Source organism: Sphingobacteriaceae bacterium GW460-11-11-14-LB5, assembly GCA_002151545.1.
Classification (GTDB): domain Bacteria; phylum Bacteroidota; class Bacteroidia; order Sphingobacteriales; family Sphingobacteriaceae; genus Pedobacter.
Genome location: CP021237.1, coordinates 3634287 through 3659193, shown reverse-complemented (window position 1 = coordinate 3659193; position 24907 = coordinate 3634287). Strand labels below are relative to the sequence as shown.

The window sequence follows — 24907 nt, the reverse complement described above, 5'->3', positions numbered from 1 at the left end:
ATGCAGAAAATTCCACCTTTTTTTGTTTTCGTCCCGTTTTAAATTACCGTCATTTCGAGCGGAGTGTAATGCAGTCGAGAACCACGAAGTGCTCAGCGAAGCTAAATCTGGATAGATAGATCTCTCCATTCCACTGCGTTCCAGTCGAGATGACGACGACTTATATAGTCGAATCGCTTGGGAAGTGCCTCATTGAACCAATGATTAATGACTAGTGAACCCCGCTTTAAAGTACCGTCATTTCGAGCGGAGTGTAACGCAGTCGAGAAATCTAACAAGCGAGATATACTGGATAGATCTCTCCATTCCACAGCGTTCCAGTCGAGATGGCGACGACTTATATAGTCGAATCGCTTGGGGAGTGCCTCATTGAACCAATGATTAATGACTAGTGATCCCGCTTTAAAGTACCGTCATTTCGAGCGGAGTGCAGCGCAGTCGAGAAATCTAACAAGCGAGATATACTGGATAGATCTCTCCATTCCACTGCGTTCCAGTCGAGATGACGACGATTTATATAGTCGAATCGCTTGAGCAGTGCCCCATTGAACCAATGATTAATGACTATTGAACCAATTAACCTTCAAGTACTTTCAAAATCGCACTGGCTTTCAGTAAACACTCTTCGTATTCTAAAACAGCATTGCTTTGGTAGGTGATGGCTCCTCCAACCTGAAAAGATAAATAGTTGGATGCTGCATTGTATAAGATGCTTCGGATGACTACATTAAAATCGAAATCACCAGCTGCACTGATGCAGCCAAAGGAGCCCGAATAAATGCCTCTTTTAGTCACTTCATATTCTTCGATTAATTTCATGGCTTTAACCTTTGGAGCGCCCGTCATAGAGCCCATTGGGAATGCATTTTTGATGGCGTCGATAAAATGGATCGCTGGATTTAATTCGCAACTAATGGTAGAAATCATTTGATGCACCTGCGGGAAGCTGTAGATGCCGAATAATTCGTCGACGGTAACAGAACCTTTAACAGCCGATTTGGTGAGGTCGTGGCGTACCAGATCAACTATCATTACATTTTCGGCCTGTTCTTTAATGTCGTTCCTGAGCTGCAGTTTTATAGCCTCATCTTCCATTGGGTCTAAACTTCTTTTCGCGGTTCCTTTAATGGGTTGCGAGGTGAGTTTCGATCCGCGTTTGCACAAAAATCTTTCTGGTGTTGCAGATAAAATATAGTTGCCCTGAACTTTAAAATAACCAGCAAATGGAGTGGGTGAGACGCTGTTTAACGCTTCGAAAGTTTGAACAGGATCTATTTCTGCATTTTCGGCAAAAAACTCCTGGCAGAAATTAACTTCATAGATATCACCACGAATAATATGGTCTCTTAAGGCTTCTACTTTTTGAACATATTGATCTTTCGATAACCGTTGTGCTACTTTTGCTTTTTTAGATTGGATTTCTGTTTTAAGCTGAAAGGAATCAATCTCTGCTAAAATCGATTCAGGGCCAATCAGCACCTCGGCATTGCCTTTTTTAAAGGCAATCAGGTATTTTGGGACAAAAAAGTATAAATCTGGAAAATTTAAATGATCTGAATTATTAGAATGCAGATCTTCTATTTCGTTTTTTAAATCGTAGCCGAAAAAGCCAAAAATCCACTGTTTATGCAATGCGTAAAAACTTTTTAGTTGATCAAATGCATTCCCGGTGGCGCATTTCAGTTCATGATCTGCGTCGACAGCAATAATGAAATCGTAAGCTGAGTAAGCATCTTTGTAGTTATTTGAATCTAAAAAGCAGCAAACCTCGAACTGGTTGGCCCAATGCAAAGCTTTTTGTTTAAAATGGGATATGTTTTGTGTGGTTTTCAAGCTGCGGCAAAGGTAACTAAACCCGGCATAAGTGGAAAGGTACTTACGATAGAATATTTGAATATAGTTTAAAATCGTTTAGAAGCGATTTGATACGCTCGTTGGAACGAGTGTAAGTTGAAAATTAATTTTTATCTTGAATGATAATTATGTTTATGAAAGTAAAGCATCTGTTTTATCTCTGTATCGGTTTATTAATATTAGGATGTTCAAGGATTGAGCAAAGAAAAATTGACTTGTACCAACTCCAAAAGGCAAAAGTAAAAATGGATATGGACATGACGGATGATTCTTGTGCTATAGTCGATATTATAACATACTTTCCAAATAGAGAAAAATGTGGGACAAATAAACAATTAGCAAACTTGTATTTATGCAGGCAACAATCGACAGGAGATACGCTTTATGTCTTCGCTGATTGTGATTCCGAGAAAAGTATTCCTTTTGACTATAATGTTTGTATTATGAAAAGCGATATTAAAACTAACATTCCAAAAGAGGTTGTTGTTTCTATACTTCGTGATCTTGTAATTCCGAAAGGAGCTAAATATGTTTTCTCCAATTTATTTTGGCTAGTAGATTAAATCATTTAACAACCCTAATCGTTCTTGTTAAAGCGAGGAACAATTGTAATAGAAAAATGAAGGAGCAATTAATGTTTTTTAAGGATTCATTTTGGTGTGTCTAATCCTTAATATCCTTATAATTTGGTTTTCGTTCCGGTATGAAACTCTAAAATGATGCTTTTCAGAAGCACGGTATGTACCATCATTGTCTGTTTTATATTGATCAATTTTATGTTTTTCCGGATGGTTAGCAATATTGGCTACAGCATGAGTTAAATCATTAATAACCCTGGTTGCGTTTTGAATAGACTCTTTACTAATATACTTATATATTTCTCTTAGTTGGTTTTGTGCAGGTTTGGTCCAGACGATTTCAATATTATTGGTTACCAACTTTTAATCTCATTTAATAACTTATCATGAGAGATATAATTACCACTTTTAAACTCATTTTCAGCGGCTAAAAGCTCATTGTTATATTCCTCAATAGGTACGTTTTGATTTTCTTTTTTTCCTTTTATAAACGCTTTAAGCATTTTTACTACAGAAGTTTTTTCGGCATCGTCTAGCTGAGTAAAATAATTAAGCATTTCGCTTTCTATGATAGTTGCCATAATAAAAATGTTTATACTTAAAAATAACTAAATCAATGCTGATAAACAAGTTGTTAAGTGAATTTGCTCTATTGATGGTAAAGAGTTGTCAGCTTTTCCGCTTTTACCATTAAAGTTGACCACGCTGAAAACAAAAAAAAGCAACCCTTGCAGGTTGCTTTTTTTTTGGTCTTCACCCTGAATTTATTTCAGGGACTATTAGTTAACGAACAATATAGATGCTGAAATAAATTCAGCATGACGAACTGAGTATTATTAACGTAACTCTAAAGTTTGTGCCCTATCTGGTCCTACAGAAAGGAATTTGATTGGCACTTCTAATTCTTTTTCTAAGAAGGCAATATAATCAGTCAATTTAGCTGGAATTTCATCCACAGAAGTTATTTTAGTTACATCGGTAGCCCAACCATCAATGGCTTTTAATACTGGTTTTGGTTCGATAGAAATGATGTCATACGGCATATAATCAATCGTTTCGCCATTATATTCATAGTGGGTACAAGCATAAATGGTATCGAAAGTATCCAGCACATCAGCTTTCATCATAATTAACTCGGTTACACCGTTTAACATGATGGCATATTTTAAAGCAGGAAGATCAATCCAGCCACAACGACGTGCGCGACCTGTAGTTGCACCAAACTCGTGACCTAAAGCGCGTAAATTTTCGCCAACTTCATTATCTAATTCGGTAGGGAAAGGACCACCACCAACGCGTGTGCAATAGGCTTTGAAGATACCATAAACAGCACCAACTTTATTAGGTGCAATACCTAAACCAGTACAGGCACCAGCAGTGGTCGTGTTACTTGAGGTTACGAAAGGATATGAACCGAAATCAACATCCAGTAATGTTCCCTGTGCACCTTCTGCTAAAACCGCTTTTCCTTCTTTTAAGAAGCCGTTTACATAATGTTCGCTATCTACGTGGGGAATGGTTTTTAAGAATTCGATTGCTTCGAAGAATGATGCTTCTTTCTCAGCCAGTTCATATTCGAAACCTTCGTAATGCGAAAGAATTTCAGTGTGTTTTTCTACCAATTTAGCATAACGCTCTTTGAAATCAGGTAGGGTAGTATCGCCAACACGTAAACCGTTACGGCCGGTTTTATCCATATAAGTTGGACCAATACCTTTTAAAGTTGATCCAATTTTATTTTTACCCATGCGTGCTTCGTTAGCAGCATCCAATAATTGGTGGGTTGGTAAAATTAAGTGTGCTTTACGGGCAATTACCAGTTTGCCATCGGCAACAGGATCATGACCAGCTTTTTTTAAATTATCTAACTCTCTTTTTAGGATAATAGGGTCGATTACTACACCATTACCAATCAGGTTCATGGTTTTTTCGTTAAAAATTCCTGAAGGGATAGTGTTTAAAACGAATTTTTTGCCATCGAACTCTAAAGTATGTCCGGCATTTGGGCCACCCTGAAAACGGGCAATAAGATCATATTTTGGACTTAGTACATCAACGATTTTTCCCTTTCCTTCATCACCCCATTGCAGGCCGAGAAGTACATCTACTTGCGTCATTATTTAATAAATTAAGCTGGTTTTATTTGTATTATGATTTAATTTTGTTCAATTTTTTCGGCTGTTACTGCACTTTCGCTTACTTTTCTGGCCATACTGCAATCAGAGCAGAAGCCATAAAGGTTTAACGAATGGTGTTTAACATCAAATTTTAAAAGATCACCAACCATGGTTTGGATCTGGTGGATTCGGGGATCGCAGAATTCTACTACTTTACCACATTCGATACAAATTACGTGATCGTGCTGGCGGTAACCATAGGATTTTTCGAATTGTGCCATGTTTTTACCAAACTGGTGCTTGGTAACTAAATCGCATGAAACCAATAACTCCAATGTGTTGTAAACCGTAGCACGACTTACGCGGTACTTTTGGTTTTTCATGTGGATATAAAGGGTTTCTACATCAAAGTGATCGTTTCTTGAATAGATCTCTTCCAGTATAGCGAAACGCTCTGGTGTTTTACGTAGATTTTTGTTTTCTAAATAAGCCTCAAAAATCTTGCGAACGAGCTCATTTGTTTTTTGTTCTGACATAGTTTTTAAACTCCATTCAAAGGTAGGTAAATTGTTTGATTGTTATAGCGTTTGATTGTTGAAATGTTGTAATAAGTCGGAGGTCGGAAGACGGCTGTCCGAAGTTCAATTTGCAAATAGCGTGTAACTTAGCATCTAGACTTCTGACTCCGGACTTCTGACTTTCGGACTAACTATGCATCAAACCGCGTTACGCCTGTAACACCTCTCACTTTTAATAAATTTTTAATCAGGTTTTCCAGGTGTTCGGTATCGTTTACAAAAATCATAATCGAACCATCAAAAATCCCTTCATTGGTATCAACCGTAATCGATCTCATATTTACTTTAAAGTCGGTAGAAATTACCCGGGTAATGTTGTTGATTAAGCCAACATCGTCAATACCTACAATGCGTAAACCAGTTAAGAAAGTTAATTCCTGTTGTTTGTTCCATTTTGCTTTGACTACGCGATAACCATAATTGGCCATTAACTGCGCCGCATTCGGGCAATTGGTGCGGTGTATCTTTATGCCTTCACTCACAGTGATAAATCCAAAAACATCATCGCCTGGTATGGGGTTGCAACAGGCGGCCAAGGTATAATCAATGCGCTGCATGTCTTCGCCGATCAGTAAAATATCAGATTCTCCACCTTTAATTTTACTCTTGATTCCGTCAACTGAAAGGTTTTCAGGACGTTCTGGTCCGCGGTTTTCAACTTCTTTCTCACTCGATAGATACTCTTTTATATCTTTTAGCTCGATTTTTCCTAAAGCAACATTGACAAAAAGTTCTTGGGTAGAAGGCAGTTTAAAGAAATAACTAAGCTTTTGTAAATTATCGGTATTATAGGTGATTTTTAATGATTTCAGCTTCCTTTCTAAGATTTCCTTGCCATTTTCGGCAATTTTCCGCTTTTCTTCCTTTAAAGATGACTTAATTTTTGATTTAGCTTTAGCAGTAACCACTACATTCAGCCAGTCTTCTTTAGGGGTTTGTTTGCTCGAGGTGATAATTTCTACCTGATCACCATTTTGAAGCTTGTACGAAATAGGAACCAGCTTGTGGTTCACTTTTGCGCCGATACAGGTGGCACCTACATCGGTATGGATTTCGAAAGCAAAATCTAATGCGGTAGCACCTAAAGGCAATTGGATTAAAGCACCTTTTGGCGTGAAAATAAAAATCTCATCCGAGAAAAGGTTCATTTTGAAATCATCCAGGAAATCTAAAGCATTGGCTTCAGGATTACTCAGCATTTCACGAACTTTCTGGATCCATTGATCTAATCCATTATCGTTACTCGATTCTTTATATTTCCAGTGTGCCGCAAAACCTTTCTCTGCAATTTCGTTCATACGTTGTGTACGGATCTGTACCTCAACCCATTGCCCGCGGGGTCCCATTACCGTGGTATGTAAACTTTCGTAACCATTTCCTTTTGGTGAGGAAACCCAATCGCGTAAACGATCTGGATTTGGGCGGTATAAATCGGTTACAATGGAATATGCTTTCCAGCAATCAGCCTTTTCATTTTCTGGTGCCGAATCCAAAATAATCCGGATGGCAAAAAGATCATAAACCTCTTCGAAAGGAATATTTTTCTTTTTCATCTTATTCCAGATGGAGTGGATTGATTTTGGTCTGCCATAAACATCAGCCACTAAACCCTGTTCGTGAACAATTTCATCAATTGGTTCTACGAATTTTTTGATGAAAAGCGCACGTTCTGCTTTTTTCTCATTTAATTTTTTTGCGATGAATTTGTAAGTGTCCGGGTCGAGATATTTCATCGAAAGATCTTCCAGCTCTGATTTTATGGCATATAAGCCCAGGCGATGGGCCAGTGGTGCATACAGGTAAATGGTTTCTGAAGCGATTTTAAGCTGCTTGTGGCGGGGCATAAAATCCATGGTACGCATATTATGCAAACGATCGGCAAGTTTGATGAGGATAACCCTTACATCATCAGCCAGGGTAAGCAGCATTTTACGGAAATTCTCGGCCTGCAAAGAGCTATTGGTGTCGAAAACGCCAGAAATCTTGGTCAACCCGTCGATAATTTTGGCGGTTTTTTTGCCAAATTCACGTTCAATATCTTCTAAAGTGATATCGGTGTCTTCTACCACATCGTGCAATAAGGCACATACAATAGAAGTTGTTCCAAGTCCGATTTCTTCAGCAGCAATCTGCGCCACCGCAATAGGATGGTAAATATAGGGTTCGCCAGATTTTCGGCGCATATCTTTATGGCTTTCCAATGCCATATCAAAAGCTTTCCTGATTTCTTTTTTATCGCCCTTCTGTAAAGTAGATTTGCTTGCCCGTAATAATGCCCTATATCTTTTTAGAATTTCTTGCTTTTCCGCCTCTAAATCAATCACTAACTCTGTTTTCATTTGTATTTTTTGCGTAAAAATTGCGTCTTATTTATGAATAAAACTTATATTAGTTTTGTGAAACAACTAATATATGAAATAACACCTAACTTTGTAAAAGTATAAATTTATGAAAATTAAAGGGCTCTTTTTTCTTTGTATTGTAATGATTTGTAGCATTTCGCTACGAGCTCAGGATCCTGCGGCACCAATATTTCCTAAATTGGGTAAAAGCGATACAATAAGAGTAGCCTCAACAAACGATAATGGTGTAATGATTCCGTGGATGCAGCTTAACGATGTATCTATTTATGCCGCCAGAATCTGGAAATCGCCGGCAGAACAAGCTGCATATAATCGCCTAAGGTATAACGTATTAAAAGTAATGCCATATGCATTGTTTGCTAAGCGCAGGTACGAGCAACTGGAGCAGGATTTAGCCCGGACCCCAGAGAAAAAGGAACAAAAACAACTGGTTAAGCAATGTGATAAAGAAATTAAAGACATGTTTAACCGCGAAATCAAAGAATTAACGATTACACAAGGTCAGATTTTAACGAAACTGATCGACAGAGAAGTGGGTAGAACAACATACGATATTGTGAAGCAAACCAAAGGTGGTTTTGCTGCATTTTCGTATCAGATTGTGGCCCGCGTGGTAGGACATAATTTAAAAAGCACTTACGATCCGAATGAGGATAGGGATATCGAATCCATTATCCGCACTTCAGGATTTTATCAATAACATATAATGCAGGAACGCATTCCGAATATTTATTCATTTAAGGTTAAGAAAATTAATGGCGAAGAACAGCCGTTATCAGCCTACCGGAACAAGGTTATTTTAATTGTAAATACCGCATCAGAATGTGGTTTTACGCCGCAATTAAAGGAATTACAGCAGCTTAAAGACGAAATTAATAGTCCTGATTTTGAAATCCTGGGTTTCCCTACGAACGATTTTGGAAAACAGGAACCACTAAACGGTGCTGATATCTCCTCTTTTTGCGAGGTTAACCATGGTGTAAAATTTCCTGTTTTTGATAAGATTATGGTTCGGGGCGCACATGCCCATCCGCTTTATCAATTCCTGAGTGAGAAAAAGCAAAACACAAAATTAAGTTCGAAACCCCGTTGGAACTTTCATAAATATATCGTGAACAGAAATGGCGAGCTGGAAGATTATTTTTTACCCTTCACCAAGCCATTAAGTTCGAAAATTAAAAAGAAAATTCAGCAACTGCTGAACCAAAATGCCCAATAATTACATCATGAAGTTAGATATTTTAGTTATAGCCGTGCATCCTGATGACGCAGAACTTTGCTGTTCAGGTACTATTTTAAAACATATTGCCCTTGGTAAAAAAGTTGGAATTGTAGATTTAACCAGAGGCGAACTGGGTACACGAGGTACAGCAGAAACAAGAGATGAAGAAGCAGCAGCCTCGGCGGAAATTTTAGGTTTACATGCCCGTGAAAATTTAAGATTGAGGGATGGCTTTTTTCAGAATGATGAGTTTCACCGTTTGGAAGTGATTAAAGCCATCAGGAAATATCAACCCGAAATTATTTTAAGCAATGCTTTAGAAGACCGTCACCCTGATCATGGAAGAGCAGGCGATCTGGTTTACGATTCTGTTTTTTTATCAGGCTTACCAAAAATAGAAACTTCAATTGATGGTGTTCAGCAGGAAGCACATCGCCCACGATTATTATTGCAATACATTCAGGATAGATACTTAAAACCTGATATTATTGTGGATATATCTGATCATATAGATAAGAAAATTGAATCTATTAAGGCTTTTAAAACACAGTTTTATAACCCTGAGGTGGATGGATTGCAAACTTATATTTCGTCGCCGGAGTTTTTCGAAAGTGTGATTGGCCGTGCCAGGGAATTCGGTAAAAGCATTGGTGCCACTTTTGGCGAAGGCTTTACTTCGCGGAAGCTATTAGGCGTTGATAATTTATTTGATTTGAGGTAAAGGATTAACCACCTAAGACACCTGAGAACACCTTAGGCGGTGCACTATTTTAAATTGCTCAGATGATCTCAGGTGCTTTAGGTGGTGGGGAAAAAACAGCCCAACAAAACTACACTTCGTTTGTTATTCTCAAAACGAATAATAATGGCGAATATATTCTCTTCTCTCAAAAACGCGTACAATCTTTTCAAACATATTGACTTCGATAAATTAGAGGCTTTATCGAAAAAAGTCGACTTGCCCAAAATGGTCGAAACCATATCCAACCTGGATGATAAACAAATCCAGGGGATGATGAAAATGATGGGTGGATCGGGTAAAAAGAAAGAATTACCGCCAATTGAAGGCGATTTTTACCATTTGGGCGATGAGGCGTTAAAAGATGAAGATCGTGAGCTTCAGTTAAAGGTACGTGCCTTTTTAGAGAAGGAAGTAAAACCCATTGTTAACCATTACTGGAACAAGGCAGAATTCCCCTTCGAAATCATTCCAAAACTTGCCGAACTCAATATCTGTGGTTTAACCTACAAAGGTTATGGCTGTCCGGGGAAATCGAATTTAATGGAAGGGATTTTAGCAATGGAAATGGCGCGGATTGATACCTCCATTTCTACTTTTTTTGGCGTACAGAGTGGCCTCGCCATGGGATCAATCTATTTATGCGGCTCAGAGGAACAAAAACAGCAATGGCTGCCGCTAATGCAGCAATTTAAAATTATCGGGGCGTTTGGCCTAACTGAACCTGAAGTGGGTTCGGCAGCAGCTGGAGGCTTAACCACCACCTGTAAAAAAGTTGATGGCAAATGGGTATTGAACGGACAGAAAAAATGGATCGGTAACGCTACTTTCGCCGATATTTTAATTATTTGGGCACGAGACGAAGAAAGTGGCGAAGTGAAAGGCTTTATTGTAAAAAAAGATAATCCTGGTTTTGCCGTAGAAAAAATGCAGGATAAAATGGCCTTGCGGATTGTGCAGAATGGCATTATTACATTAACCAATTGCGAAGTTGAAGAAGCTGATCGCCTGCAAAATGCAAATTCATTTAAAGATACGGCTAAGGTATTACAAATGACAAGGGCAGGTGTGGCCTGGCAGGCGGTTGGCTGTGCCCGTGGAGCCTACGAAAATGCTTTGGATTATACCCGTACGCGAAAACAGTTTGGTAAACCTATAGCTTCTTTTCAATTAATCCAAAACCACCTGGTCGAAATGCTGTCGAACTTAACGGCGATGCAAACGCTCTGTTTTCGCTTGTCGCAATTACAGGATCAGGGTTTGTTGAAAGATGAACATGCCTCTTTAGCTAAAGTATTCTGTTCGTTAAGAACACGCGATGTGGTAAGCAGGGCAAGAGAAGTGATGGGTGGGAATGGTATTTTGCTCGAATATAACGTAGCGCGGTTCGTGGCGGATGCGGAAGCAATTTATTCGTATGAGGGCACAAAAGAAATTAATACGCTGATTGTAGGTCGGGCCATAACAGGTTTTTCTGCTTTTGTTTAATTTTAAAATAGTTTGTCCGTCTAAGCATAGTCGAAGACCCATGCTGTGCAATTAATAATGAAATTTTAGGATTTGGAAATGATTGTCAGTATTTCATAGGTACTGTAGTCCTGCCATTCGCTACAATCCTTTTGCGGTTTTGTAGTGCTAACATACTAAGGGTTGCTGCAAGCAAAAAGGATTTCGCTGCTGTCAGGTTTATTGAAGAAGGGCTGGTTCTCCGGGAACTAACTTTGTTTATAAACCCGATTGTCGTGAATGACGATTCTTTACCGATAAATCGGCACTAGCTTAGCATCGGCAGAAACAAAAGCGGGACTGAAGATGCCAAATGTACCATACCCTTCATTTCCAAATCAATAAGCATTAACCTCTAGGTAATTAACTTTCCAGATTTTACATTCTGTTTAATAAGGATGTTTATTAAATGCTACCTGACTCATTGCACTTTTTTCATATAAGGCAATGCAGGCCTTGTTAAATTGTGGATCAAAATTTACTTCTCCGGGTTGCAATGTTTTTGGAACATTTTCGCTTTGCATGAAGAAGTAAACTTTTGTATTACCGTATTTGGTATGGGGCATTAAATTGCCATAATCTTCCATTTCTTTCCATACCGAATCTTTAACCGTTACAATGTAAATCCGTTGTACAGGACCAGTGTTATTTGCGTTTCTATACTTTGCAATTTCTTTAAAACCAGCTTTCATATCTTCAATTCCAGGCTGATCAAAAACATCTTTAACCATGAAAAAGATCAGTATTAAAACCCCTGCAACTACAAAATAAACTAACAATTTTCTATTCATGCCTACAATAAAGGCAATATTTTATCCATAACCGTCAAGCCTTCGTCAATATGTTTTTGCTCAATGCAAAGTGCCGGGCGAAAGCGAATGGTTTTCTCTCCACAGCCCAAAAACATCACATTGTTTTCCAATCCTTTAGCAATAAATGTATTGCGCATTTCTTTGGTAGGGAAATCAAAAGAACACAACAAACCTCTTCCGCGCACATTGGTCATTTGATCGAACCTGTGCGATAGATTTTCGAGTTGATCTTTTAAATACAAACCTACTTTTGTAGCATTCTCACAAAGCTGATCTTCCTCTACAATTTGTAAAATCTGTGTCGAGCGCACCATATCCACCAGATTACCGCCCCAGGTAGAGTTAATCCGGCTCGGCACTTTAAATACATTGGTTTCAACTTGATCTACTTTATGGCCAACGAGGATGCCGCAAACCTGCATTTTTTTACCAAAAGCCAAAATATCGGGCCTCGCTTTTTCGCTAAAATGCTGGTGGCACCAAAATTTACCGGTTAAACCAACGCCGGTTTGCACTTCATCATAAATCAGGAAAGCATCATTTTCATCCGCCAGAGCCTTGATTTGAATTAAAAACTCTTCCCGCAGGTGGTTATCGCCACCTTCAGATTGTATGGGTTCTACAATGATGGCGCAGATATCATCTTTATTATCGGCGATTGCTTTTTTGATCTGAGCTAAAGATGTTTCTTCGGTTTGAATGGCATGACTTAAATTATTTCCGGAAAGCGGAAATTTCACTTCCGGAACAGCAACCCTTGGCCAATCGAACTTCGCAAACCATTTGGTTTTATCGGGTAGCGTATTAGTTAAGCTTAAAGTATAACCCGTTCTGCCATGAAAAGCCCTTTCGAAGTGTAAAACTTTAAAACCTTTTTCTTCTGTGTATCCTTTTGCAAAGTTTTTCTGAACTTTCCAGTCCATGGCTACCTTAATTGCATTTTCTACGGCCAAACCGCCGCCTGCAATAAAAAAAGCATGGGGCAGATAATCAGGAATACCAACTTTAGAGAATGTTTCAACAAACTGTGCATATTGCTGCGTGTACACATCGGAGTTAGATGGATTGGCCAAAGCCGCGAGGAAAAGATTCTTTTTAAACGCTTCATCATTGATCATTTTAGGGTGGTTATAACCCAAAGGAACTGATGCGAAACAGGTAAAAAAATCGAGTAAAGTTCTGTTGTGTTTAGCATCGTAAATGTAAGCACCATGACTCTTTTCCATATCATAAGTCAGGTCGAAACCATCGGCCAAAATGTGCTTACTTAACGATTCGTTAACGCGATCTGCAGGTACTGTTAATTGATACATAAACTTGGATTTGGTATATTCCAAATTTAGTTAAATGTGCCTAAAATCAAAATTTAAGCACTTTTTGTACCCGTAGCATAAAAAATAGGTTTAAACTGTTTAAAGTATGATTATAGACAAAATCGGATTTTGGACTTCACAGATGTGGAAAACTTTTTTACAGGAAAGTTCCATTTAAGAGCTCGTTGTTCAAATAATTACCTTATTGAATGCTTTGCAAACTCATTGCATAGACAGTTATATTAAACTCTACAGGTTTTATATATTTGCACGTCTAAATTTTCTTATTAAACATGCGAAAGATTATCGCTCTTCTGTTACTTTTTGTTTTGTGTTCGTATGCTTTAAGAGCTGCTGTTTTCACTGTTAGCAGTAATGCAGACAATGGGATAGGTTCATTAAGGGAAGCGCTGCAAATGGCGGCAGCTAATGGTATTGCCGAAACAGACTATATTTATTTCAATATCACCAATCTGCCGGCTCTGATTAGTATAGAGAGCCCATTAATACTTTCGTCAAACTTAATAATCGATGCCACAACTTTATCTGGACCTGGACTAGGCTTATCTAGCGCAAAAGTAACCATGAAAACCAGTATATCCTACATTTCTAATATAACTCCGATTGGTTTTTCAGGCACGAATTTAAAGAATCTGGAAATCTACGGCTTTTACTTTTCTTTTTTTGCCAATGGAGCCTCAAGATCGTCTACTCCAATCTCTCTCAATAATTGCGAAAATATTATTATAGGGGCGCCAAATAAAGGAAATGTATATGGTAACATCGATGTGAATATTAATATGTTCAAGTGCAATAAAATCAAAGTTTCAAACAATTGGTTTGCCTTCAATCCGGAACGTACCGAATTATTGGGAACTGCATTTGGTTCTATGTTAAGGTTTTATCAATGTGATAATATTGTAATCGGGGGTGATACCAAGGCAGAAGGCAATCAGTGTGGATATATTTACAATGGCATGCTGATTACCGGTATTGATCCATCTACACAAAGTGCGCAGCAAAGAGGTGAAATCTGCGTGATTAAAAATAATGTTTTTGGCGATGAGCTGCTTAAAGGTGGTTTATCAGAACCGCATAACATTCAAAATTTCAAAAGAGTAGAACTACTTAATAATTTTACTTCGATGAGTGCCGGTTTCAGTTTTAAGGATATATCGGTTACAATGCTTATACAGGGGAATAGCTTCGGTGTAGGTGCGCTAAATGCCCAAGGTTCTTATGCGCATTCTTTGCTTAATTTCGATGCTTGCAATAACGTATTGATCGGTGGAAAGGATGGAGCACAGGCAAATACATTGGCCAACAACAAATATGGAGGATTTGGACCAGGTGTTTATGCAAATAATTGTGGTGATATCCTTTTGCAGAGAAATTCGATTTATTGTACTGCACAGAGCATTGTTTATAAACCTGAAAATAGCAAGGTAGAGCTTCCGGTGATAAGCATTACAAGTTATAGTAATGGAACGCTGATTGGTACAGCTACTCCTAATGCTGAAATTGAAGTATATACCGATGGCGAATGTATGCAATGTGAAGCTAAAGCTTATGCCGCAACTACTACGGCCGATGCATCAGGTAACTGGAGTATCACTATTCCTTCTGATATCGGTTTTACCGCATCAGCTAGCATAAATAACCGGACATCTAAATTCCTTGGCCTCAGCTTTCTGGCTGGAAATGTTATTGTTAAAAATACCAGTTGCGGCCTGGCCAATGGATCCATTAAAGGTTTAAAAGTTCAGGGGGCAACACGCATACAGTGGAAAGATAGTAAGGGTAATTTTGTAGGAAATACAGAAGAACTAATAAATGTTAAACCTGATATATACACCTTTCAGGCATTTTTAGGTACCACCTGTAAAACACAAACTTTATCCTATCAGGTAAAAGACGGGCAGCCTCAGCTTTTTACGGGCATTATGTCTATTAGTCCTGAAAACTGTAATCAATCAGATGGCGGAATTAAAAATCTTTTTATATCTAACCAAAGTGATTTTACCACAAAATCATTGAAATGGATAAATGAAAAGGGAGAAGTAAAAGGAAACAGTTTGACCCTGAGCAACGTGAAAAGTGGGAAATACACATTACAGGTACTGACTTCTGATGACTGCTCCGCAATTTTTGGTCCTTTCGAAATTCTGGCTAAGGGTGTGCCTTCAATAGACAATGATAAGGTTAATGTTACTAAAGCTGGCTGTGGCAGCGCAAATGGCAGCATTACAAATATTATTGTTTCAGGTGTGGGTAAAATTAAACTGGTTTGGAAGGATGGAGAAGGAAAAATAATCAGCCGAGATAGTGAACTAACTAATGTACCTGGGGGAAAGTATTATCTTGAGGTAAGTGATGAAGGTACTTGTGGAGCGGCGTTCTACGATTTTGATATTCCGATATTAAATGCAATAACCATAAGCGATCAAACAGCAGACATACAAAATGCGAGCTGTATGGCAGATGACGGTTATATTAAAAAACTTGTTATTACATCTTCAGATGCCAATTTTAACTTTAAATGGATTAACGGATCTGGTGCATTGGTAGGGGATAAGCCTGAACTCGAAAATTTGGCTGCGGGAAAATATACCTTAATCGTTAGTAATGGGTACTGTACAGCTAATCGTACTTTTAACATCATCCGACAAAGTCCCGAAGCTTATCCCGATTTTCCATTTGCGGTTACGCCTGCAACCTGTAATTTGAACAATGGTGCAATTAAAGTAAATGTCTCAAGTTACCAGGGGGCGGTCAGATTTAAGTGGTTAAATGAGGCAGGAGCACAAATAGGTGATAATAATGAAATTTTAAATTTAAGTGAAGGAAATTATCAGCTTTATCTACAAGATGAAAACGGATGCGAGAGTTTTTATAATTCCTATGTAATTAAAAAGATTATTCCGCTTTTAATTGATGCTGAAAGTGCAAATATTATGGATGATCGTTGTGGAATGGGGGTAGGGTCTATTACAAATATTTCTATTCAGGGTGGTATTGTTCCCTATCAATATGTTTGGAGAAATGCTGATCATGAAATTATATCTACAAAAGCTGAATTAAACAATGTTAAGAAAGGTATTTACACTTTAACCATAACAGATAATAGTAACTCCGTTTGTTCTGAACAAAGCCTCAGTTTTACAATTTCCAATTTAGGAGAAGTCATCAGTCCGCCTATTGTAAGCCCATCTTTGCTTTGCGCAGAAGGTGATGGTATGATCAGGGCTAGTGCCGCCACTTCAGGAGTCTTTAATCTGTATGATAAAGCTACAAATGGAAATTTATTGGCCAGTAATGAAACGGGTATTTTTAAATTGAAAATATCAAGGTCTTCTACTTTCTTCATTAGTTTGGCAAATGGAACATGTGAAAGTGAAAGGGCTGCTGTACCTGTTATATTTTCTGAAAAGACAATAGAGATTCCCAGTTCAATTAGTCCTAACGATGACGGGATTAATGATATATGGCAAATCAAAAATATTAATCAATATCCTAAGGCAAGTGTGAAAGTTTTTAACAGAAATGGCAATGTGGTTTTTACCTCTGAAGGTTATCAAAAATCTTTTGATGGAAAGATGAATGGTACAGCACTACCTGCAGGTGTTTATTTTTATGTAATCAATTTAGCTCCAGACTGTAAGCAATTTAGTGGTAGTCTTACAGTTCTACTGTAATTATGTTTTAAAACAGCGAAAGTTATATAGACTCATTTTTTCTATGGGCTTTGATCGTTTATAAACTGCTTCATCGTAAATTCGATAAACTGATTGATTCTCTTATTTCCTGTTTAATAGTAAGTATCAGAATGCCGAACGCCTTGCTCCGCCATCCACCACCGAAACCGTTCCTGTTACATATTTAGCCCGTGGCGAAACCAGGAAAACAGCCATATTTGCCATATCCTGCACTTCACCAAAATCTTGCAAAGGGATTTCACTTTCTGCATATTTCCGGCGTTCATCGCCAGGGAAATAAGGCTTGATGTTTTCAGTGTCGATAAGTCCCGGTTTCAAACAGTTTACCCTGATTCCATATTTGCCCAACTCACCGGCAAGTTGTTTCGACCACATGGCCACTGCCGCCTTGGCCACCGCAGAAACATTTAGGGAGCGTAATTCGTAAGTACTGGTCAGATTAAGTATTGTGCCTTGTTTCCGGTCTATGAAATGTGGTAATAACGCTTGCGTGAGTAGCCTGGGCCGCTCAAAATCTAAAGCCATCGATCTGGTCCAGGGTTCTTCCGGACCTGCAACATCTACAGGCTGACTTTGCCCTGCATTATTGATGAGGATGTCGATATGGCCAAGTGAAGCTAAGGCTGCGGTGGCAATTTTGTAAGGTGCGTCAGACGCCAATAGGTCTTGTGCAAAAACAATGGGAGCGGGGCTGCCTTCGGCAACAATCTCAGTGAAAAGGTTATCTAATGATTGTTGGTTGCGGCCTGTGGCAAAAACTTTTACCCCTTCTTTTGCCAGTTCTTTTGCTATTGCTCGGCCAATTCCTTTAGAGGCTCCGGTTACCAATGCCGTTTTTCCGGTTAAATATAAGTCCAAATTTTCTTGTGATTAAAATGACCTTGCAATAATAAGCCATACCACGTATTTTTATAGGATACACCACCATTTGTATGGTACAAACAAATTTGTAAGTAATGACGGCAAGAAAAGAAAATTCGACCTATACCCTCAACGAAAAATTTATAACAGATTGCGATTTGACTTACGCCGCCAACAAAATAGGCGGGAGATGGAAAATTGTAATATTGGATAAACTTGGAAACCGAAAATTGAGGTTTAGCGAACTGAAAAGAGAATTCCCATATATAACAGAACGGATGTTGACCTTGCAATTGCGTGCATTAGAGCAGGACGAGCTGGTTAAAAGAACCGTTTATGCAGAGGTTCCGCCTAGGGTAGAATATGAGCTAACGCCGATAGCCTTGGATTTTCTCCCCATTTTTTGTCAATTAAGTGCCTGGGGTAAGAAGAATAAGGCGCTAAAGAATGCCAGGTCATAAAACAGTTAAGGTATGATGATCGATATACATAAATCAACAGATATTGGTTACCTTTAATCGATTTGGCAGCTATTTAATACTGCATCAGTGGAGCATCAAATTTTAAAAATTATATTAAGTAAATTATGGCAGAAGTTAAATTAAATATCCAAAAGGAAGAGCCGAGCGCCTTCGAACTTTATGATGAAGGTGAAAAATATGGAGAAATGGTTTTTGATATTCAGGGAGGAGACCTAACCGTTTATCATACCGAAATTGATCCCGAAAAAGAAGGCAAAGGTTACGCAAAGCTATTGCTTGATGCAATGGTCAATTATGTGCGTACAAATAAGCTGAAGGTAATTCCACTCTGCCCTTATGTACACCTGCAATTTAAACGCAACGAAGAACTTTACGCTGATATCTGGAACAAAGTGCGTGAAAACGATTGATCGGTAAACAATAACCACACAGATTATGCAGCATAAAATTACAAATCAGCGCTTTTCTGCGCAATTTGCAGGAGGTGATATGCCCCTTTTTATGTTGAACATAACACCAGATATATTGTGCAATATCGTTTAAGAAAATTAACTTTACCGAAAAACCATTCCACATTCTTAAACTATACTACGCACAAAAATGAAACTCGTAACCATTCAGAAAAACGTTTTAGTAATTGTTTTCATGCTGCTTTCCTTCGGCGCCTCAGCGCAAGAGACTCCTACTGATGCCTCGAAGAAATTAAATACACTTCAGCAGCAATTTGTTGACCTGCGTTTTGGCATGTTCATCCATTATAACATTCCAACTTATGCAAATGCAGATTGGCCTGATCCTGAAGCTTCTCCAAAATTGTTCAATCCTAAAAAGCTCGATGCAAACCAGTGGGCCAAAGCGGCTAAATCGGCTAACATGAGTTATGGCTGTTTAACCACCAAACACCACAGCGGATTTTGTATCTGGGACACCAAAAGCACCGATTATAATGTAATGAACAGTCCTTATGGAAAAGATGTGGTAAAGCAGTTTACCGACGCTTTCCGGGCAAATGGATTAAAAGTGATGCTGTACTATTCCATTTTGGATACACACCATAAATTGAGACCCAATCAGATTACGCCAAAACATATCGATATGATTAAACAACAATTAACCGAGCTGTTAACCAAATACGGCAAAATTGAAGCTTTAATTATTGATGGTTGGGATGCACCCTGGTCGAGAATCTCTTATGATGATGTGCCTTTCGAAGATATTTATACTTTGATTAAAACGCTGCAGCCTGATTGCTTAGTGATGGATTTAAACGGCGCAAAATATCCATCTGAAGGACTTTATTATACTGACATTAAAACTTACGAAATGGGCGCAGGTCAGCGGATGCCCAAAGAAAGCAAAGTGATGCCAACTTTAGCTTGTTTACCTATTAATACTTCATGGTTTTGGAAAACCGATTTTCCAACGGTTCCGGTAAGAAAACCTCAGGAAATTGTAGATGGGTTAATTAAACCTTTAAATGCTGCAAGCTGTAACTTTATTCTCAATGTAGCGCCAAACAAAGATGGTTTAATTGATGATAATGCACTGGCTGCCTTAAAAGAAGTTGGCCAATTATGGAAGAATGAAGGGCCAACCAAAACACTCCCGCCATTGGCTTTGCCGATCATATCCAGTAACCTCGCCAAAAGTCAGGCAAGCAACTCGAGCTGGAGCAACGATATGAATATTATGGACTTTGCAAATGACGATAGCTACAGGTCATCATGGGAATCGAATAGTGCGGTCACAAATCCTTGGTACGAAGTTGATTTTAAGAATGAAAAAGCTATAAATATGATTGTTGTAGCAGAGCAAAAAGAAAATATAGATACTTATGTACTTGAATATTGGAACGGTGCGGAATGGAAAAAAGCTTTTGAGGGAAAAAATGAAGACCGCATTAAAATTCACCGCTTCGATCGCATTTGGACCAGTAAAGTTCGCATCCGTATTACACATGCCAAAGAGACACCATCCATTGCCGAATTTCAGGTTTTTAATGAAAGAAGATCATAAAAAGAACTAAATGCCGATGATGTGAGCTGATTTATTATTCAATGTATATAGATAGTGCATCTTCATCTATTATATTGTAGCCTTGCTCTATTTTTATTTCATTCCAAAGAAAGGAGCGATACTTTTATAACAAGAATCAAATCACGGGACGATTTTAGAGATCTTATTGGGGTTCCTCAGCAATGAGGACCCTTTTTTTATTCAGTTTGTTTTTGGAGTCTATAAATAATGAAGGCTGTTTGTTAAAACTTATCCTTCATGCCAAATATCCCCATTAGCCCGCCCGTATGAATGGCCAGTACTTTTTCATCTTTACCAATAATGCCTTGTTTTACCAGGTCCTGGATGGCATAAAACATTTTCCCCGTATAAACCGGATCTAAAAGCAGTCCGGTTTTTGAAGTAAAGGTTTTGATAAAACTGATCAATTCAGGAGTGGTTTTTGCATATCCGCCAAAATGATAATCGAGGTGAAGCTCAAGATGATTGGATAGGGGAGTATATTTAGCTATTTCATCTTTAATAAACAAGCCCCCTTTTAGTACGGGTATGATATGGAGTTTTGTGCTTAAACCCTGTTGCTGGATACCGTTCAATAAGCCTGCAGCAGTGGTTCCTGTTCCGGCAGCACAAAAAATGTGGTCGTATGTTTCTGTCAATTCGCTGATTACCTCTGCGCAGCCTGTAGTGGCTTCAGCCGAGGCCCCGCCTTCATCAATAAAATAAGCCTGCTGGTCATTTCCAAAATGCTGTTGAAACAGTTTTTGCTTATCCCGGTAACTTTCGCGGTCGGTGAAAATGAGTTTCATTCCAAATAAACGGCACAGCAATAATAGCTCATTCTTTACCTCTTCGCCACGTACAAAAGCGGTAGCGGTTAAGCCTGATCTAGATGCTGCGGCTGCGGTGGCTACAAGGTGATTAGAATAGGCGCCCCCGAAGGTAACCAGATGCGATTTGTGTGCTGCTTTGGCCCTGGCTAAAATATATTTTAGCTTCCGCCATTTATTGCCTGAAATATAAGGGTCAATAAGATCATCCCTTTTAACAAACAGGTTGTTGAAAGGTGCAAATGTTATTTTTTGTACAGGACTATATATTTCTTCGAACACGTGTAAAAATAAATAAAAGCGGTATCATTAATTTGAATTAGAATATGTCAGGTTGAGCCTGTCGAAACGGTTTAAATATATAAAACCTCCTTCGACAAGCTCAGAATGACCATACTACCTTAATAATACCACGTTATATTAATTACTTGCCAATACCGAAACCGAAACCAGCATTAACCATACTGTATTTTGCAGCAGTATATGAACCATAAAATTTAAAGAAACCGAATTTCAACTGGAAGCCTAAACTTCCCCTTACGCCGTCAATATCCGTTTGTTTCACCGAAATGGGATCAACATAAGTGGCATTGCTACCACCATCTTCAAATTTATAAGTACCAAGTGCCTTTAAATTGGTGTTCGAGGTTTGGTAACCGATGCTGGCAAAAGGGGTGAAGAACAGGATCTTTTTAGAAACGATGGCGTCAAAATTTACACCATTGAATTTGGCATCAATATGCTGATCTGAATTTGTCGTATTATTGATATTCAAAGGCAAATTATATTTGTACTGGGTAAAACCTCCTGCTATTGCAATATCAACAGGAACTAATTTCTCTGTAGTTGAACCCATAAAAAGCGGTAAAAGTTCAACTTTAGCACCGAAGCCGATCATTGATAAGCTGCCTAAGTCGCTGCCTAATTTAATTTTTGGCATCGCTCTTAAAGTAACATCAATGTTTTTAGGTAAGCCCAAAGTAGCCTGTATCTGCAATGATGGAACCACATGGAAACCTACACCTTGAGGAAGGTTAAAAAACTTACCTGTAGGGATACCACTGCTTGTGTAAATTTGCATTTTGCCACCTTCATGGTCATCACCAAATGCCGTCGGGCCTATGGAAGATGCACCGGGTGCGGGTTTAATGTTGCTTAGTCCTAATGCATTTACATCATAACTTCTGCCCGATTGAGGGACAAAAGCTGCCGATCCGGAAACCCTTACATCAAACTTTAAAAATCCTTTCGATTTCGCCGTGTTCGACCATCCATCAGTCAATCCCAAACCCAAACCTTTGTACAAAGGGTCAAAATAGGCATTTACCAATTTAGTTGCATCAGCCGGTCCGCCCACAAACAGGTCTCCAACATCTTGTTGGGCACTTGCTTTTTGAGCCGTTACCAATAAAAATAAGGCGCATAACGCCTTTAAAGAGTAGCATTTTTTCATATAAAAAATTTAGAATGTTTTGATTGACAGTAAAGATAGGGCTGTTTTTCCGAAAACTGCAATCATTGAAAAATTCTTGAAGTTAAAAGTTTATTTTTGCGCCATGGAAAATGTGGTCGAATTGCAGGAATCAGAAGAGCAGGAATTATATGAACATTTAAAAATAATTGTCGATAAGGGGCAGTCTTTGCTGCGCATTGATAAATTTTTGATGGTTCGCGTAGAAAATGCCTCCCGAAACCGTATTCAAAATGCAATTGATGCGGGGAATGTGCTGGTTAATCAAAAACAGATAAAAGCGAGTTATAAGGTTAAGCCTTATGATGAAATATCGATTGTTTTACCGCATCCACCACGCGACACCGAAGTTTATCCTGAAGATTTACCACTTGATATCATTTACGAGGATAGCGATCTTTTGGTCGTAAATAAAGCTGCCGGAATGGTTGTACACCCTGGTTTTAATAATTATACCGGAACTTTGGTTAATGCTTTGGCATTCCATTTTGAGCAACTCCCTCAGCTGCCGGGTAATGATGGCAGGCCAGGGTTGGTTCACCGCATTGATAAGGATACCTCGGGTTTATTGCTGATCAGTAAAAATGAAAAATCGATTACACATTTGGCCCGCCAGTTTTTCGATCACAGCATTACCCGTAAATATATTGCACTGGTTTGGGGCGATATCGAAAACGATGGAACCGTAACCGGTTACATTGGCAGAAGTGCGAAAGACCGCCGTGTGATGGATATTTACGATGATGAAGAAAAAGGGAAATGGTCTGTAACGCACTATAAGGTATTAAAACGTTTGGGTTATGTTACCTTGATCAGCTGTGAGCTTGAAACTGGTCGTACGCACCAGATCAGGGCGCACATGCAGCACATCGGGCATCCGCTTTTTAATGATGCCATGTATGGTGGTGATAAGATTTTAAAAGGAACTACGTTTAACAAGTACAAACAGTTTGTAGATAATTGTTTTGAATTGTTGCCCCGTCAGGCTTTACATGCACAGAGTTTGGGTTTTATTCACCCCAGCACTAAAGAGTATATGTATTTTGAATCGCCGTTGCCGCCCGATTTTAAAGCTGGCTTAACCAAGTGGGAAAATTATATCGCTACATCATAAAATATGCTTCAGGAGTACCTTTTATTTAATGATGAATTCCAGGCGGTAGATGCCCCGATTTTAACAGCTTCAAACAGAAGTTTCAAATTTGGCGATGGATTGTTCGAAAGTATGCGGATGATCAATAATAAGCTGCAATTTGCCGACTTACATGCCGATAGATTAACGGCTGGCATGAAAGCGCTTAAAATTGACGGTCACGCTTTGATGGATGATTATTTTCTGCGTCAGAAAACCGCCGATTTGGCCAAACGCAATAAATGGAATGGTAATGTTCGTTTCCGCCTTTCGGTTTACAGGGGAGGAGCAGGCGTTTACACCCCCGAAATAAATAAAGCAGGTTACATTTTGGAAGGCATTCCTTTAAAAGCATCTACATATGAGTTGAACAGCAAAGGTTTAATCATTGATGTTTTTGACGAAATGACGAAACCCGTTAATAAACTCTCGAATTTTAAAACAGCCAATGCACTGCTTTATGTAATGGCCGGACTTTTTAAAAGTCAGAACCGTTTAGATGAGGCCATGATTCTGAACCAATATGGTTTTCTTTGCGAAAGCATCAGTGCCAATGTTTTTGTGGTGTATAACAAACAGATTTATACCCCTTCACTTGCTGAGGGTTGCATTAGTGGTGTAATGCGTACCGCCATTATGCAGTTGTGTAAAATGCACGACATGCCGTTAATCGAAGCACAGATTAACCCCGAAATATTAAAGGAAGCCGAAGAAGTTTTTATCACCAATGCCACCCAGGGTATTCAATGGGTGATGGGGTATGGCAGGAAACGTTATTTTAACGAGATATCGAAATTTTTGATTGAGAAATTGAATCATTTATAATGCTATTCCATGGTCTTGGCGTAAAGACTACCGCTGCCGTCATGCTGAATTTATTTCAGCATCTTTCATGCTGTATAGATCCTTTCAAATTGACAACAGAATGCTGAGATCTTTAGCCTAAATTCATTATTTTTTTGGAAAGCAATACCTGTGGTGCTTCGATTCCGCTAGTATCTCTTTCGTCATGCTGAATTATTTCAGCATCTTTCATGCTACGTAGAGATCCTTTCAAATCGCCAACAGATAAACTAATTTCATTATTTTTTTGGAAAGCAATACCTGTGGTGCTTCGGTTCCGCTAGCACCTCTGTCGTCATGCTGAATTTATTTCAGCATCTTTCTTGCTAAATAGATCCTTTCAAATCGCCAACAGATAACCTAAATTAATTATTTTTTTGGAAAGCAATACCTGTGGTGCTTCGATTCCGCTAATATCTCTGCCGTCATGCTGAATTTATTTCAGCATCTTTCATGCTACGTAGAGATCCTTTC

The 24907-nt window shown here is 38.7% G+C and carries 22 protein-coding genes; 11 read left to right on the top strand and 11 right to left on the bottom strand.

Translation table 11 applies throughout. The annotated features are described in order from the left end of the window. Positions 1 to 576: 576 nt before the first annotated feature. Complete coding sequence (locus CA265_14515; protein ARS40803.1) at positions 577 to 1833, bottom strand: aminodeoxychorismate synthase component I; 1257 nt, start codon at positions 1831 to 1833, stop codon at positions 577 to 579. Between the two features lie 140 nt (positions 1834 to 1973). On the opposite strand from CA265_14515, the gene CA265_14510 reads away from it, so the two are divergent. Then, the gene (locus tag CA265_14510) at positions 1974 to 2417 is read left to right on the top strand and encodes a hypothetical protein (GenBank protein ID ARS40802.1); all 444 of its coding nucleotides are present in this window, start codon (positions 1974 to 1976) and stop codon (positions 2415 to 2417) included. Positions 2418 to 2495: 78 nt separating this feature from the next. Here CA265_14510 and CA265_14505 read toward each other — a convergent pair whose 3' ends face one another. From CA265_14505 to CA265_14485, 5 genes are all read right to left on the bottom strand, one after another. After that, positions 2496 to 2792: a hypothetical protein gene (locus CA265_14505; GenBank protein ARS40801.1), complete on the bottom strand. Its 297-nt coding sequence runs from the start codon at positions 2790 to 2792 to the stop codon at positions 2496 to 2498. Next, positions 2786 to 3013, bottom strand: a complete 228-nt coding sequence (locus CA265_14500; protein ARS40800.1) for a hypothetical protein — start codon at positions 3011 to 3013, stop codon at positions 2786 to 2788. The genes CA265_14505 and CA265_14500 overlap by 7 nt, the downstream gene beginning before the upstream one ends. 255 nt (positions 3014 to 3268) lie before the next feature. Further along, positions 3269 to 4549 (bottom strand): adenylosuccinate synthase, encoded by a 1281-nt coding sequence (locus CA265_14495; protein ARS40799.1) that lies wholly within the window; start codon positions 4547 to 4549, stop codon positions 3269 to 3271. Between the two features lie 38 nt (positions 4550 to 4587). Beyond that, positions 4588 to 5085, bottom strand: coding sequence for a transcriptional repressor (locus tag CA265_14490; GenBank protein ARS40798.1), 498 nt, complete (start codon positions 5083 to 5085; stop codon positions 4588 to 4590). 173 nt (positions 5086 to 5258) lie between these two features. After that, complete coding sequence (locus CA265_14485) at positions 5259 to 7466, bottom strand: RelA/SpoT family protein (GenBank protein ID ARS40797.1); 2208 nt, start codon at positions 7464 to 7466, stop codon at positions 5259 to 5261. A 109-nt stretch (positions 7467 to 7575) separates the two neighbouring features. On the opposite strand from CA265_14485, the gene CA265_14480 reads away from it, so the two are divergent. The 4 genes from CA265_14480 to CA265_14465 all read left to right on the top strand — a co-directional run bounded on the left by CA265_14480 (position 7576) and on the right by CA265_14465 (position 10939). Beyond that, entirely contained in the window at positions 7576 to 8190 is a 615-nt protein-coding gene (locus tag CA265_14480) for a hypothetical protein (protein ARS40796.1), read from the top strand. A 6-nt stretch (positions 8191 to 8196) separates the two neighbouring features. Continuing rightward, positions 8197 to 8709 (top strand): glutathione peroxidase, encoded by a 513-nt coding sequence (locus CA265_14475; GenBank protein ARS40795.1) that lies wholly within the window; start codon positions 8197 to 8199, stop codon positions 8707 to 8709. Positions 8710 to 8716: 7 nt separating this feature from the next. Beyond that, entirely contained in the window at positions 8717 to 9433 is a 717-nt protein-coding gene (locus CA265_14470) for a bacillithiol biosynthesis deacetylase BshB1 (GenBank protein ARS43001.1), read from the top strand. A 144-nt stretch (positions 9434 to 9577) separates the two neighbouring features. Continuing rightward, positions 9578 to 10939 (top strand): acyl-CoA dehydrogenase, encoded by a 1362-nt coding sequence (locus CA265_14465; GenBank protein ARS40794.1) that lies wholly within the window; start codon positions 9578 to 9580, stop codon positions 10937 to 10939. Positions 10940 to 11346: 407 nt separating this feature from the next. Here the strand turns inward: CA265_14465 and CA265_14460 are convergent, their stop codons facing one another. Then, positions 11347 to 11748: a hypothetical protein gene (locus CA265_14460; GenBank protein ARS40793.1), complete on the bottom strand. Its 402-nt coding sequence runs from the start codon at positions 11746 to 11748 to the stop codon at positions 11347 to 11349. A gap of 2 nt (positions 11749 to 11750) precedes the next feature. Further along, positions 11751 to 13082, bottom strand: coding sequence for an L-lysine 6-transaminase (locus CA265_14455; protein ID ARS40792.1), 1332 nt, complete (start codon positions 13080 to 13082; stop codon positions 11751 to 11753). Between the two features lie 293 nt (positions 13083 to 13375). Between CA265_14455 and CA265_14450 the strand changes: the two genes are divergently transcribed. Continuing rightward, positions 13376 to 16777, top strand: coding sequence for a hypothetical protein (locus tag CA265_14450; GenBank protein ARS40791.1), 3402 nt, complete (start codon positions 13376 to 13378; stop codon positions 16775 to 16777). A 126-nt stretch (positions 16778 to 16903) separates the two neighbouring features. Here the strand turns inward: CA265_14450 and CA265_14445 are convergent, their stop codons facing one another. After that, positions 16904 to 17656: a 3-oxoacyl-ACP reductase gene (locus CA265_14445; GenBank protein ID ARS40790.1), complete on the bottom strand. Its 753-nt coding sequence runs from the start codon at positions 17654 to 17656 to the stop codon at positions 16904 to 16906. Positions 17657 to 17754: 98 nt separating this feature from the next. Between CA265_14445 and CA265_14440 the strand changes: the two genes are divergently transcribed. From CA265_14440 to CA265_14430, 3 genes are all read left to right on the top strand, one after another. Continuing rightward, positions 17755 to 18120, top strand: coding sequence for a transcriptional regulator (locus tag CA265_14440; protein ID ARS40789.1), 366 nt, complete (start codon positions 17755 to 17757; stop codon positions 18118 to 18120). A gap of 125 nt (positions 18121 to 18245) precedes the next feature. Then, positions 18246 to 18551 (top strand): GNAT family N-acetyltransferase, encoded by a 306-nt coding sequence (locus tag CA265_14435; GenBank protein ID ARS40788.1) that lies wholly within the window; start codon positions 18246 to 18248, stop codon positions 18549 to 18551. 190 nt (positions 18552 to 18741) lie between these two features. Continuing rightward, positions 18742 to 20157, top strand: coding sequence for a carbohydrate-binding protein (locus tag CA265_14430; protein ARS40787.1), 1416 nt, complete (start codon positions 18742 to 18744; stop codon positions 20155 to 20157). Between the two features lie 242 nt (positions 20158 to 20399). On the opposite strand, the gene CA265_14425 is transcribed toward CA265_14430, so the two are convergent. Together CA265_14425 and CA265_14420 are read right to left on the bottom strand one after the other, a co-directional pair. After that, positions 20400 to 21269 (bottom strand): 1-aminocyclopropane-1-carboxylate deaminase, encoded by an 870-nt coding sequence (locus tag CA265_14425; GenBank protein ARS40786.1) that lies wholly within the window; start codon positions 21267 to 21269, stop codon positions 20400 to 20402. A 142-nt stretch (positions 21270 to 21411) separates the two neighbouring features. After that, on the bottom strand, positions 21412 to 22440 hold the full coding sequence (locus tag CA265_14420; GenBank protein ID ARS40785.1) for a hypothetical protein: 1029 nt from the start codon (positions 22438 to 22440) through the stop codon (positions 21412 to 21414). 103 nt (positions 22441 to 22543) lie between these two features. Here CA265_14420 and CA265_14415 point away from each other — a divergent pair, with 103 nt between their 5' ends. After that, a complete protein-coding gene (locus CA265_14415) occupies positions 22544 to 23572 on the top strand; it encodes an RNA pseudouridine synthase (GenBank protein ID ARS43000.1) in 1029 nt (342 codons plus the stop codon). Between the two features lie 3 nt (positions 23573 to 23575). Continuing rightward, positions 23576 to 24415 carry a 4-amino-4-deoxychorismate lyase gene (locus CA265_14410; GenBank protein ID ARS40784.1) on the top strand — a complete coding sequence of 280 codons (840 nt, stop codon included), beginning with the start codon at positions 23576 to 23578 and terminating at the stop codon, positions 24413 to 24415. Positions 24416 to 24907 lie beyond the last annotated feature (492 nt).